At 60.9% G+C, this 13,528-nt stretch carries 11 protein-coding genes; 7 read left to right on the top strand and 4 right to left on the bottom strand.

The window, feature by feature from the left end; genetic code table 11:
• Together DU29_RS1000000133415 and DU29_RS0125685 are read left to right on the top strand one after the other, a co-directional pair.
• On the top strand, positions 1–322 hold a 322-nt coding region (locus DU29_RS1000000133415), incomplete at its 5' end, for a hypothetical protein (protein WP_236645653.1).
• A gap of 48 nt (positions 323–370) precedes the next feature.
• The gene (locus DU29_RS0125685) at positions 371–766 is read left to right on the top strand and encodes a hypothetical protein (RefSeq protein WP_028624283.1); all 396 of its coding nucleotides are present in this window, start codon (positions 371–373) and stop codon (positions 764–766) included.
• Here the strand turns inward: DU29_RS0125685 and DU29_RS0125680 are convergent.
• The 3 genes from DU29_RS0125680 to DU29_RS0125670 form a co-directional block, all read right to left on the bottom strand.
• Positions 757–2,184: a sigma-54-dependent transcriptional regulator gene (locus DU29_RS0125680; protein ID WP_028624282.1), complete on the bottom strand. Its 1,428-nt coding sequence runs from the start codon at positions 2,182–2,184 to the stop codon at positions 757–759. The genes DU29_RS0125685 and DU29_RS0125680 overlap by 10 nt on opposite strands.
• A complete protein-coding gene (locus tag DU29_RS0125675; RefSeq protein WP_028624281.1) occupies positions 2,153–3,643 on the bottom strand; it encodes a sensor histidine kinase in 1,491 nt (496 codons plus the stop codon). Before DU29_RS0125675 ends, DU29_RS0125680 begins: the two co-directional genes overlap by 32 nt.
• 273 nt (positions 3,644–3,916) lie before the next feature.
• Positions 3,917–5,374 carry a sensor histidine kinase gene (locus DU29_RS0125670; RefSeq protein ID WP_028624280.1) on the bottom strand — a complete coding sequence of 486 codons (1,458 nt, stop codon included), beginning with the start codon at positions 5,372–5,374 and terminating at the stop codon, positions 3,917–3,919.
• Between the two features lie 276 nt (positions 5,375–5,650).
• On the opposite strand from DU29_RS0125670, the gene DU29_RS0125665 reads away from it, so the two are divergent.
• Genes DU29_RS0125665 through DU29_RS0125650 form a run of 4 tightly spaced genes read left to right on the top strand, consistent with a single transcriptional unit; the run spans position 5,651 to position 11,283 of the window.
• Positions 5,651–6,997, top strand: coding sequence for a hypothetical protein (locus tag DU29_RS0125665; protein ID WP_028624279.1), 1,347 nt, complete (start codon positions 5,651–5,653; stop codon positions 6,995–6,997).
• A gap of 35 nt (positions 6,998–7,032) precedes the next feature.
• Positions 7,033–9,282 (top strand): Ig-like domain-containing protein, encoded by a 2,250-nt coding sequence (locus DU29_RS0125660; protein WP_028624278.1) that lies wholly within the window; start codon positions 7,033–7,035, stop codon positions 9,280–9,282.
• A gap of 59 nt (positions 9,283–9,341) precedes the next feature.
• Entirely contained in the window at positions 9,342–9,803 is a 462-nt protein-coding gene (locus DU29_RS0125655; RefSeq protein ID WP_028624277.1) for a curlin, read from the top strand.
• Positions 9,804–9,831: 28 nt separating this feature from the next.
• Positions 9,832–11,283 (top strand): curlin, encoded by a 1,452-nt coding sequence (locus DU29_RS0125650; RefSeq protein WP_028624276.1) that lies wholly within the window; start codon positions 9,832–9,834, stop codon positions 11,281–11,283.
• A 113-nt stretch (positions 11,284–11,396) separates the two neighbouring features.
• Here the strand turns inward: DU29_RS0125650 and DU29_RS0125645 are convergent, their stop codons facing one another.
• A complete protein-coding gene (locus DU29_RS0125645; RefSeq protein WP_028624275.1) occupies positions 11,397–12,314 on the bottom strand; it encodes a LysR family transcriptional regulator in 918 nt (305 codons plus the stop codon).
• Between the two features lie 164 nt (positions 12,315–12,478).
• Here DU29_RS0125645 and DU29_RS01000000130455 point away from each other — a divergent pair, with 164 nt between their 5' ends.
• Positions 12,479–12,928: a helix-turn-helix domain-containing protein gene (locus DU29_RS01000000130455; RefSeq protein WP_050483179.1), complete on the top strand. Its 450-nt coding sequence runs from the start codon at positions 12,479–12,481 to the stop codon at positions 12,926–12,928.
• The last annotated feature ends 600 nt before the right edge of the window (positions 12,929–13,528 follow it).

Raw genomic sequence — 13,528 nt, 5'->3', positions numbered from 1 at the left:
TCTATCTAGCGTTTGCCATGCAACGGACGCAAGCCCGCCTCCAAATTTTGGAGGCGGGTTTTCTGGCGAATGCGATTGGGTATTCAGCTTTGTTGGTGCCTGGCAGTCAGTCATCGCAGGCAAGCCGCGCTCCCACAAGGGTTTGATGCCGATCACTCAACCATGCTTCGACCCCAAATCTACTGTGGGAGCGTGGCTTGCCCGCGATGGCATCGACACGGGCTGGCTGATGCACAGCGGCGGCGGCATCGCGAGCAAGCTCGCTCCTGCAGAATGCGATTGTGGGGGCATGCCGGGCATCGCCGGCGGCGGGCGTCTATAGTTAACGGCCTTGGGGAAACGCACAAACTCCGCTGCCGCAGGTGCTGCCATGAAACTCACCGAACTGACGTTGTTGCTTGCTTTTGCCCTGAGCGCAACAACCACCGCTTACGCCGACGAAAGCCTGACACCGACCACCGACTACAGCAGTAACATCATTTATTACGGCGACAACCAGCCTTTCGCTCACCCCGCTCCGCCGAGCCTGAGTACGGTGCCGCCGCGCACGTACATCCCGACGGCGCCGCAGGATTTCATCCCGATCGCCAGTGAGCATGTGTTCACCGATTCACGTCTGCCGACGGTGGCCGACACCAGCGTTCGCGTGTTCATCCGCTCCTACGATGTGGAGCGTGGCGTGTATGTCAACAAAGAGGTCGTCGACCCCACGTGCCTGCTGGCGTGCCTCAGCCGCCAGGGCCCGGTGGATCCGGTTTACCACTGACGTTTGTCCGGGCGCGCGAGGCCGAGTTTTTCGATGCGATAGCGCAACATGTCGCGACTCAGGCCCAGCAGGCGTGCGGATTTGGTGACGTTCCAGTCGGTCTTGTCGAGCATCTTGCGGACCATGTCGCGCTCGACTTCCGGCAGGTTCATCGACTCGTTGCCGCAGTACACCGGACGTGGCTCGTGGTGCTGGGCTTCCTGCATTACAGGCGGGTCGTCGACCAGGCTCAGGCAGACGTTCAACTGGTGCGCGGCAATGGTATCGCTCTGCGCCAGTAATACGGTTTGCTCAAGCATGTTGCGCAATTCGCGAACGTTGCCCGGCCAGGTGTAACTGAGCAGCAACGATTCGGCCTGATCGCTGAAATGCAGGTGCGGTTTGCCATAACGTTTACCGTGGATCGCCAGGAAATGCCGGGCCAGCACCAAAATGTCTTCACCCCGCGCGTACAGACGCGGCACTTTGATCGAGATGATGCGCAGGCGGAAGAACAGGTCGCGGCGGAATTTACCCTGCTGCACCATCTGCTCAAGGTTGCAGTTGGTGGCGCTGATCACGCGCAAATCCACCTTGCGCTCCTTCACCGAACCGACCCGGCGAATGGTCCGGTCTTCCAGCAGTTTCAGCAGTTTGGCCTGCAGCAGCAGGTCCATCTCGCCCACTTCATCGAGAAACAGCGTGCCGCCGTCAGCCGCCTCGACCAAGCCGACGCGGCGGTCCTTGGCATCGGTGAATGCACCCTTCTCATGGCCGAACAGCTCCGATTCCACCAGATTGGAAGGGATCGAAGCACAGTTGAATTCAATGAACGGGCCTTTGCTGCGCGGGCCGTCAAAGTGCAGGGCACGGGCGACCAGTTCCTTGCCGGTGCCCGTCTCGCCTTCCACCAGCACGGGCGGCAGGTCGGCGTTGGCCATCCGCCGCTCCGCGTCGAGCAATTGGCCGATGGTGCTTTTCAAATATTGCATAGGCGCCGAGTCGCCGATCAAAGCCTGGACACCTGACTTCTGCGCCTCGCGTTCCTGATAGAACGACAGCGTGCGCTCCATTCGTTCGGTCGCCAGGGCCTTGTCCAGCAACAGCTTGAGCTCCGGCAGCGCCACCGGCTTGGTGACGTAATGGAACGCGCCTTCTTTCATCGCCACCACGGCGTCTTCGACGTTGCCGTAACCGGTCATCATGATCACTTTCAGATCCGGCGCGCTGATGCGCAGTTTCTGGATCAGGTCGTGGCCGCTCATGCCCGGCAGCGAGTTGTCGGTCAGCACTACATCGGGCGCAAAGGTGTTCAATTGCTCCAATGCATCCTCGGCCGAGTGGCAAACCGTCACCTCGAAGTCTTTGCGCTCCAGATAGGTCTGTATATTTTCGGCGAGCAGTTCGTCATCCTCGACCAGCAATATGCTGCGCTCCATATTCCCCTCCGGTTGCCACCATAAAGTTGAGACTGACGCGGGTTCCTTCCTGCTCCTGGCTGGTCAGTGCGACCGAGCCTTCGAACCGCTCCATAATGCGTGTGACCAAGGCCAGGCCAACGCCCAGCCCGCCCTGTTTGGTCGTAAAAAACGGTTTGAAGACCATCTGCTGATGCTGTTTGCTCATGCCTTTGCCGGTGTCGCTCAGGGTCATGCTCACCTGCCCCGCATGCGGCGAATGAACCGCGATGGTCAGCACCCCACCGTCGGACATCGCTTCCAGCGCGTTGGCAAACAGGCTGTTGAGAATCTGCGTGAGCAGCACGCGCTGGCTGACCACTGGCGGACAGGCCTGCGGCGTAAAACGCACCTCGACGTTCGACCGTTGGATCAACGCCGCGAAGGCATTCAGGGTGTCCTCGATGGCCAATACCAGGTCGACCGCTTCATGGTCATCATTCATCGGGCGCAGCGACACCAGCAATTCGCGAACCCAGCGCGACATGCGATCGACCTGCTGAATGATGTCGCCGATGTTTTTCTGTGAGCTCTGGCTGGCGATTTCCTGGGCGAGTTCGGCGCTGGAGCGAATGTTCGCCAGCGGATTTCGCAAACTGTGCGCCACCGCCGAGGACATCTCGCCCAGCGCCACAAACGTCTCATTGGTGATCAACTGCTGCTGCTGGCTCGCCAGCAGTTTGGCCGCGCGCCGGACAATCCAGAACAGCGCCAGGTAAATCGCCGCGCCGCCCAGTACGGTCGCAAACCAGATCGCCTTGAACCCACGCTGAATCCGCGCGACCAGGTCGACCGGCTCCTTGTAGATTTCGACCATCGCCACCACTTTGCTTTTGTCGGCGTTGAACATCGGGATGTAGTTTTCGATGAACAGATTTTCCGGCTCGCGCAACAGGCGCTGTTCGGGGCGTTCCTCGACCATTTCATGGTAGCTGGTGGACACCGATTCCTTCATGGCGAAGGACTCCTCCAGCTCCTCATCGTCTTTGATGTTCACGCCAATCAACTCAGGGTTGGTCGACCAGACGATGGTGCGATCTTCGGCGTACACCGTCGCCAACAAAATGTCCGGCAGGTGCTCCACATGATCGAGAAACTCGACGCGGGCGGAGGCGCGGGTGGCCGGTTCGACATCGGGGTAAGCCTGGTCCTGGCGCGGATCGAGCATTTCGCCCATGGTTCTGTCGGGGCTGATTGAGGCATGACGGATTTCGGCATCGCCCATGGCCTGAATAAATTGCGCGGTCAACATTGAATCGCGCTCGACACTCTCAGTCACCACGAAACGCGTAGAAATGTAACCAAGACCCAGCGCCACAGCCGCAATGATGAAAAAGCTGCCGAAGGAAAACCAGCGCAGCAAGTTGAACCGGCCACGCCAGCCCGGGCCTGGGGCCATCAGCCTGGCAAAAGCAGGAAATTGTCGTTCCAGTCTTTGCATGAGGTATGTCCTGAATGCCAACCAAACCTTCGCAGCCGTGTTTCGGTTCAGTGTAGGTGGCATTGAACGTGGAGGACGGTCCAACTGAAGGTATTCGCCGCTACTGCTCACGGGGTGGGCAGGGTCGAACAACCGCCTGGAGAACGCCGGCTTCCTGAGGCTTTGCAATTACCTCGCCAGGCTTGGGATGGGCTATCGATAGAAATTAATTCCTGTATAAACAACAGGTTATCGCTTTATCTGATTGATCCAAGACCGGGGAATGTTTCCCCACTATTGGGGGAAACCTGACCCGTTTTCAGGGAGCCGTTTGAACGTCAGTTGCACACAGGTCCCCTCGCCTTCGCGGCTTTGCAGGCTCACCGAGCCGCAACAGCGCTCCATGATTCGCTTGACCAGCACCAGACCGACGCCGAGACCGCCCTGTTTGGTGGTGAAAAATGGTCGGAAAGCCATGCGGCGTTGCTCTTCGTTCATGCCTTTACCGGTGTCGCTCACCCTCACGCTCACGTGCTGGGCATCGCTTGATTCAAGGGTGATGGTCAGTGTGCCGTCCTTGTCCATGGACTCCACCGCGTTGGCCAGCAGGCTGTTGAGGATCTGCGTCAGTTGCACATGCTGGCTGAGGACCATCGGTGCTTCTTTTGGCTCGAATATCACCCGCACCCTGGCCTTGGCGATTTGCTGCTCGAAGGCCATCAGGCTGTCGTGCAGCGCCGCGACCAGGTTGACCGGTTCGACCTCGTCCTGCATTGGCCGCAGCGACTGCAGCAACTCCCGGACCCACTTCGACATGCGATCGACCTGGCCGATGATGTCGTTGATGTTCTTCTGCGCCGGGCCGCTGTCGAATTCCAGGGCCAGCTCGGCGCTGGAGCGAATGGTCGCCAGCGGATTGCGCAAACTGTGCGCGACCGCTGATGACATCTCGCCGAGTGCGACAAAGGTTTCATTGGTGATCAGCTGCTTTTGTTGCGCCGCCAGCAGCATCGCCGCACGCCGCACGATCCAGTACAACCCCAGGTAAATCAGCCCCCCGCCCAGCGCGGTCGCGAGCCAGATCAGCACCAGACCGCGCTCCATGCGATCGATCAGGTCCTTGGGCTCCTTGTAGATCTCGACCATTGCCGTGACCGTGTTGCCGTCAGCATCAAACAGGGGAATGTAGTTCTCGATAAAGATGTAGTCCGGCGGCGTAATGAATTTCTGCTCCATGCGGGTTTCGTCGACGCTGTGATAACTGGCCGACACCGCGGTTTTCGAGGCAAACGCGTGGTCGAGGTCTTCATCGCTATGGATCGTGGTGCCCATCAAGGCCGGATTGGTCGACCAGATCACCATGCGATCAGGCGCGTAGATATTGGCGAGAATTACGTCTGGCAAGTGTTCGATATGGTCAAGGAACTCGCCGCGGGCACTGGCCCGGGCCAACGGGTCGACATCGGGATAATCGCGGTCTTTTCGCGGATCCAGCAGTTCGCCCATGGTGCGTACGTTGGGAATCGACACATGGCGTACTTCCGCCGAAGCAATCGCGCGGATGAACTGCGACGTTAACAGTGCATCACGCTGCACGCTTTCGGTAATCACGAACCGCGTGGACACGGCGCCCAACGCCACGGCCACCGTTCCGATCACCGCCATGCTGATCAGCGAAAACCAGCGCAGCAGATTGAACGGCTGCTTGCGCGGACTCTCTCCGGACGGCAGCGCTTGCGTCGACGTAGTCATGGGCGTTGTTCCCGACGATTCCCCAATAGGGTTATAGCCCAGAGTCGGGTTTTTGCCCGGTTATGGGATTGCCGACATCCCCCACCCTCCCCACCTGACCCCAACCCTGGGGCCCATGGCCCGTTCGGGCCAAGCGCAAAACTGCAGGCATATCAGCCGCACAAGCCTCTATCCCGGGCCTGAAACAGGCGTTTTGCGCGGTTGGTATGGAAGTTGCCGATACCCTCGCAACTGGCCCATCCCCACGGGACAGGCATTCCGATAGAGGGAATACACATGCACCCTTTACTGTCCAAAACTGCGCTCGCTCTTGCCGTGACCGCGCTGACCCACGGGGTGGCCCAGGCCGCATTGTTTGCCGTCGATCCCGGCCCCTATTTGCCCGCCAATGGTTCTTTTGCCGCCTGGTATCAGGACACCCACGGCCGCACCCTGGATCTGTGTTTATCCAAAGCGGTCAGCTCCCGGGCACCCGGGGCGCCAGGTGCTCCGTCGTACATGTGCACGCTGCTGCCGACGCCGGGCGTGTTTGACGACGCCGAGCCGATCGTCTTCCCGACCAACTTCCCCGACGAATCCTTCTGGTTTACCGCTGACGCGACGATTATCGACGCCGGCCGAGGCATCGATCTGGAATTCGGCACGGCCATCGAGGCGGCGTTTGCCGCTGAAGAACCGGTCGAAGGTGATCAGGTCAGCTTTGCCCGTGTGCGCATTCGGGTCGACGTGCCCACCGCCGGCACCTATGTCGTCACTCACCCTTACGGCGTCGATGTGTTCGACGTGCCGGCAGGTGGCGACCGCGCGATCAATATGACTCGTGACATCGGCATCGGCACACCGAAAACCTACGACGGCGCCTTGCGCGGTGATGTGGGGCCATTCCTGCGCAGCGTCAACGGCCCTTACACCGAGACCAATCCGCTGACCGGTGCGGCCGAACAATATATCGGCGACCCGAACCTCCAGGAGGCCGTCACCGGCAGCCCGTTCAACACCAACTTCGTGCGCATCGAAGGCCCCAATGGTCTTGACCTGCGGACCACGCTGTTCGGGATCTCCGGCAAGTTGTCGACGGTGGTGCGACCTACACCCATGATCACCGAGCGCAGCACGTATTCACGCAAGGCCGGCGACAGCGCGCCGGTCGCTCAGCAAGACGTGTTCGTGAAGGCCCCGCCGCCACCGGCCACCGTCACCTTGACCAGTAATAACCCGGTGCTGAACCTGACCGAGGCCGACACCACCGGCAACTGGTACGCGCAATCCTCGGTCAACCCGAGTCTGCCAAGCACCTTGCAATTGACCGCGGATAACCACGTCGCCATTGCGACCAGCACACCAACCACCCTGTCGATGGCGCTGACCGACCTGGTGGTGATCCAGCGTGCCGAGTACAGCCTCAGCTCCGGGCAACTGACGCTCGTGGCTTCCACCAGCGACGAAACCTCACCCCCCGTGCTCACCGCCACGTCCGGCAGTGGCGCCGCCATCGGTGCCCTCAGTGGCGAAGGTGCGGTGAAAAGCCTGGCCACCGGGATCTCGCCGATCCCACCGGCCAAGGTTCGGGTGACGTCATCCAATGGCGGCAGCGATACCGAAGAAGTGGTCATCGTGCAATGAACACTCACATGCCCAGATTCGTATCAGGAGGCATCATGAACAATTGGCCACGCCTGGCGCTCAACGCCCTGGGACTGACGCTATCGCTCTCCGGCAGCGCGTTCGCGCAGCTTGCCGCTGTCGACCCCGGTCCCTACACCTTTGCCACCGGGAAATTCCCGATGTGGTTTCAGGACAACAACAACCTGTCGATGGAACTGTGCCAGTCGCGCGCCGCGAGTTCGCGCGTGCCGGCCACGGTGCCGCCGTCCTACATGTGCATTCTGTTGGCGGAACCGGGCATCTACGACGATGCCCAGCCGATGATTTTCCCCGACAACTGGCCTCCTGAAGCGTTCTGGTTTGCCGCGGAAACCTCGATCCCGCAAGTCGGCAACAGCGGTTACGAGCTGGAAGTCTACGTCGCGGCCCTCGAAGCGGCGTTCGGTTCCGAAGTGCCGGCCGAAGGCGATCAGGTCGCCTTCGCGCGGATTCGCCTGCGGGTTTCGGTACCCACCGCCGGGATCTACACCATCACTCACCCGTACGGGGTGGAAACGGTCAACGTCACGGCGCCAGGTCGCCGTGCAATCAACATCACCCGCGACATCGGCATTGGCGCGCCGGGCGATTTCAGCGGCGTATTGGGCGGCAACATCGGGCCGTTCCTGCGCAGCGTCAACGGCCCCTACACTGAAGTGAACCCGGACACTGGCGCAGTGGAAACCTTCGTCGGCGACCCTAACCTCACCGAACAAGTGACGGGCAGCCCCAACAACACCAACTTCGTGCGGATTCAAGGTCCGGCCGGAACGATTCAAACCAACCTGTTCACCGTGTCCGGCAAAGTCCTCGACAACCGTGCACAGACCCCGGTGGAAATCGGCCGCGCCACCTACCGGCGTACACCCACCGGCCCGGGAGCCAGCAGTACCCGAGTGGAAGTCTTCGGCGACTCGAGCAACAGTTCGAGCCTGTGCTTCCGTGAAAGCGTCGCTTTGGTCCCCGGACCACCGCTGTCGCCGTGCCTGATCAACATGACCGGTGACAACAACGGCCTGTTCTTCGGACAACGTCAGTTTACCGGTGCAGTGCCTCCTGTGGTCGTGGTCACTGCCAGCAATCCCACCGGCACGACCCGGCCAACTGCCGTGTCGAGCAAGGTCACCGACCTGGTGAAAATCCAGACCGCCCGCTACAACTGGAGCAACAACAGCCTGCTGATCGAAGCCACCTCGACGGATGAAGTGGCCGTGCCAGACATGGTTGCTCAAGGTTATGGACGGCTGTCGAAAACCGGCACGCTGCAACGTCTGACCATTTCCGACCTGGCGCAACCACCCGCCACCGTCACGGTGAAATCTGCCGCCGGCGGCAGCGACACCGAGCCAGTGGTTGTAGTGGGAACGGCACCGGACAGCGGCGAGAATCAGGCGCCGGTGGCAGTGGCCGACAGCGGCAGCACCAGCTTCGGCATCCCGCTGACCCTCAACCTGCTGACCAACGACGACGATCCCGACGGCGACACGCCGCTGAACATCACCGAGCTCACCCAACCGGCCGCCGGCCAGGGCACGGTGGCGCTGAGCGGCAGCACCGCCGTGGTCTACACGCCACCGGCAGTGGTCAATGCTCCACTGACCACGACCTTCACCTACAAGGCGCAAGACGTCAAAGGCCTGGCCTCGGCCACCCCGGCGACCGTGACCATCACCGTGGCGCCTAACCAGGTGCCTGTGGCGGTCAACGACAGCATCGCCACGTTGGGTGTGGCCATCCCGATCAACGTGCTCGCCAACGACACCGATCCGGAAGGCAACGTACCGCTGGCCATCGCCAGTGTCACCCAACCTGCGGCAGGTCGCGGCACCGTCAGCTCAAACGGCACGGTGATCACCTACACCCCACCGGCCACCGTCACGACGGCGTTCACCACGACCTTCACCTACATCGCCAGGGACAGCGTAGGCGCCTTGTCCACCCCGGGAACGGTCACCGTGCAAGTCTCGCCACGGCCAGCCGCCGAGAACTTCGCGGTGACAGCGGCCACGGTGACAGCGCGTTCCAACAACCGCTTCAACTGGGACTTCAGCGGTACCTCGTCGGTGACCACCGGCAACACCATCACTGTCGAGGTTTCGACGCCGACCGGACCGGTGACGCTGGGCACCACCACTGTGCCATTGACCGGACGCTGGAGACTGACGGTGAGCAACAGCACCACAGTGGTTCCATCGGCGAATCCGACTGCAACCATTCGCTCGTCACAGGGCACGGTGCGCTCGGTCACAGTCATCGCCAACTGAGCCATCGCCCCCTCAATCGCATCGGTTGAGGGGGCGAACGCTTGCCAGAGGATAACGTCATGAAAACGTCGACCGCCGCCCTGCTCTGCCTGCTTGTGTTATGCAGCAGCGCCGGCCTGCGCGCCGACGATTTGATGGAAAACGAAGACATCGCCCCCGGCGCCGACCTCGGCGAGTTGCCGGCGCCGATCGGCCAGCAAGCGCTGATCGAACAGATCGGCGAGGCCAACTACGCGCTGCTGCAACAGAACGGCCAGTCGCTGCTTGGCAGCATCGTCCAGGCGGGCAGCAATCAAGAGGCATTCATCCTGCAACAAGGCAGCGACCTGATGGCGATGATCACTCAACAAGGGTCCGGCAACGCCGCGTCAATCACTCAGAACGGTAACCACAACCGCGCGCAGATTTCCCAGAACGGCAACAACAACGACGCCAGCATCGACCAGGCGGGTACGGGGCTTTCCAGCGCCGTCAACCAGGCTGGGAACGGCATGAGCGTTTCGGTCAAACAGTATCGTTAAAGCACTGCAACAACCCGGAGGTTTCATCATGTTCAAACTGACGCCCCTCACCGCCGCCATCCTGGTCATTGTCAGTGCCCAGGCAATGGCGGACGACAGCGTTTCAAGCCAGAGCCAGCTCGGTACCGCCAACATCGCCGATGTGAAGCAAAGCCAGGCCAGTTTTGCCAGCGCGACCCAGCAACAACTGGGTGGCGGCAACGACGCAGCGGCGTTTCAGGACACCGCCACCAGCGTCATCACCCAGGATCAGGCCGGCGAATTCAACGCCGGTTACGCCGAGCAGTTGTTCGAAAACGGCAGCACCATCACCCAGCAACAGGTCGGCAGCTTCAACATCAGCCATGCCAGCCAGTCTGTCGGGACACTGGGTACCAACGAGGCGCTGCAACAGCAGCAAGGCACGGGTAACTTCTCCTTCGTCTATCAGGAATCCCAGGACGCCAGCACCGGCACCACGTATCAGGTCGGTGCAGGCAACGAAGCCAACATCGAACAGTTCATCTTCGGTGCCGGCAACAACGCGACCGTCATCCAGTTCGGCACCGCCAACTACGGCACCGCCGAACAGATCGGCCACATGGCCGGACAGATCAACATCAACCAGGCCGGTGAGAGCAACTACGCCTATGGCGACCAGAGTTTCGGTGACGGCGGCACCATCACCATCAACCAGCTCGGTGATTTCAACGGCACCGAAGTCTGGCAAGACTCGCAAGTCGCCAGCCAGGCCACGGTCAACCAGAACGGGCAAACCAACGAAACCGTGGTCGATCAGAGCTTCGGCGAAAACAACGTCGCGCAGATCCTGCAAGTCGGCGACCTCAACGCGATCTACGCCGACCAGTTCGAGTCGGTCGGCTCAACCCTTGCGCTGTACCAGCAAGGAACCAACAACGTGCACTTCACCTACCAGACCGGTGACAGCCATGTGCTCAACGCCACTTCGGTGGGCAACGGCAACAAGGTCCACGCCAGCAACTGGAAAGGCCCGGAATCCGGTGGACAGTTCGGCAGCAATCAGCGTGCGACCGTCAACCAGGCCGGCAATAACAACATCGCCAACTTCACCCAGGATGGCGTCGGCCATGTCATGACCACCAACCAGACCGGCACCGGCAACAAAACCACGGTCACCCAGGCCGACTCGTACAACGAGCTGTACTTCGACCAGAACGGCAGCGACAACATCCTCATCGCCTCGCAACGCGGTACCACCAACCTGGCTGAAGGCTCCTCTACCGGCTCGGGCAACATCACCGAGTTCGACCAGTCCGGCACCGGCAACCAGGCCTTTACCAACCAAATGTACGGCAGCGACAACCAGATCACGGTCAAACAGACCGACAGCATGAACGTGGCTTACGTGACCCAGGGCGGGACGGGCAACATGGCCAGCGTCGACCAGAGTGGCGTGACGCAAATGGCGACCGTGCAGCAGTTTGGCGCGGATAACCAGGCGACTGTTTTGCAGCAGTGATGTTTTTGAGGGAGAAAGAACCGCGATTCTTTTTGGAGGGTCGCGGTCTTTTGTGGATGGCTGTTTTTAGAGATTGCGGCTGATTGACAGTGCCGGGCCGCCAAGACTGGCCGCTAGGAAACCTGCAAAGGCGCCGACATGAACTGCCCAATCCGACCGCGCAACCAGCGCTCCGCCGGATCATTGTCATGCACGCCGCTCCAGGCCATCGACAACTGCGCCGCCTCGATCGGAAACGGCGGATCCTCCGCCCGCAACGCACAGCCCTCGACCAATGCACAGGCCGCGTAATCCGGCACCGTCGCAATCATCTCCGTCCCGGCGAGCAATGCCCGCAACCCGCTGAACTGCGGCACACCCAACACCACCCGACGACTGCGCCCGATCTTCGCCAAATCCAGATCGATATTGCCGCTCAAATCTCCCGAAAACGACACCATCGCATGCGGCCGCTCACAGTATTCGTCCAGGGACATCGGCCCCGGCCGTTTGTCACCGCGCAGCACTTTGCAGGGGATATCGCGCAGCGTCTTGCGCTTGGCGTTCGCCGGCAAATCCGTGGTGTAACTCACCCCGACCGAAATCTCACCCGAGGCCAGCAACGCCGGCATCAGCAAATAATTCGCCCGACGCACCACCACAATGATCCCCGGCGCCTCCTCGCGCAGTTGCGTCAACAACGGCGGAAACAAACCGAACTCGGCGTCGTCGGACAGACCGATGCGGAACACATCACAGCTGGTAGTCGGATCAAACTCCTTGGCCCGGCTGACCGCACCGGAAATAACATCCATCGCCGGCTGCAATTCCTTGAGGATCGCCAGCGCCCGCGCCGTCGGTTCCATGCCGCGACCATTACGCAGCAACAGCGGATCGTCAAACAAATCGCGTAACCGCCCTAACGCCGCACTTACCGCCGGTTGGCCCATGAACAATTTCTCGGCCACCCGCGTCAGGTTCTTTTCGAACATCAACGCTTCAAAAATCACCAGCAGGTTCATGTCGACGCGGCGCAGATCATTACGGTTCATAGGCACGGTTCCATTGTGTTGTGAGCGTCCAGCCAATCAGCCGGACTGCGATTGTGTCTGACTTCAGTCAATCGTGCCCACCCAACAGGTGGAATTAACAACGTTTAACTCGCTTGCCGGAGCCGCGCAGCCAAAAATGGAGACCACTCACACGGACATTTGCCATGGCTCACTTTCAGCAAAACGCCGCGTGCGCGGCAGCCACTGAAACGCGCAAAAAAAACCTGGGCGGGCTCGCTTCGTGGCGCGAAAGCCTGGCCAAGCAACTGATCCTCGATCGCCTCAGCGAGACCATTGAAGTGGCTGAACTGGCGAGCGCCTGCGCCCTCTCCCGCAGTCACTTTTCCCGCGCCTTCAAACGCAGCACCGGACTGTCGCCGCAAGACTGGATACGCGATCAACGCATCGCCCGCGCCAAACACCTGATTCGTAGCACCGACCTCAGCCTCACCCAAATCAGTCTCGAATGCGGTTTCTGCGACCAGGCCCACTTCTGCCACATGTTTACCCGCAGCGAAGGTATCAACCCGTTTGCATGGCGCTGCCATGCCATGCGCCCGCAGCTGCGTCCCGTCCCGGCAAACCCCCGCCAAGCCGCCAACCTGCATACCTGATTCGAACTGACAAAAAAACCTGCAGGAGCCGGCTTGCTGGCGATGGCGATTTTGAAGACGCCATCGCTGGCAAGCCAGGCTCCTACAGGATTGAGGGCATGCTCCCGAGCGTCGCCACGCCACAAAATCCCGTAGGAGCCGGCTTGCTGGCGATGGCGATTTCGAAGACGCCATCGCTGGCAAGCCAGGCTCCTACAGGATTGAGGGCATGCTCCCGAGCGTCGCGACGCCACAAAATCCCGTAGGAGCCGGCTTGATGGCGATGGGGTTTTCGAAGACGCCATCGCTGGCAAGCCAGGCTCCTACAGGATTGAGGGCATGCTCCCGAGCGTCGCCACGCCACAAAATCCCGTAGGAGCCGGCTTGCTGGCGACGAAGATTTCGAAGACGCCATCGCTGGCAAGCCAGGCTCCTACAGGATTGAGGGCATGCTCCCGAGCGTCGCCACGCCACAAAATCCCGTAGGAGCCGGCTTGCTGGCGACGAAGATTTAGAAGACGCCATCGCTGGCAAGCCAGGCTCCTACAGGATTGAGGGCATGCTCCCGAGCGTCGCCACGCCACAAAATCCCGTAGGAGCCGGCTTGCTGGCGATGGCGAT

Source organism: Pseudomonas sp. Ant30-3 (genome assembly GCF_000690905.1).
In the GTDB taxonomy this organism is placed as follows: domain Bacteria; phylum Pseudomonadota; class Gammaproteobacteria; order Pseudomonadales; family Pseudomonadaceae; genus Aquipseudomonas.
The sequence above is the reverse complement of the archived record's forward strand: the minus strand, read 5'-3'. Positions and strand labels throughout refer to the sequence as shown.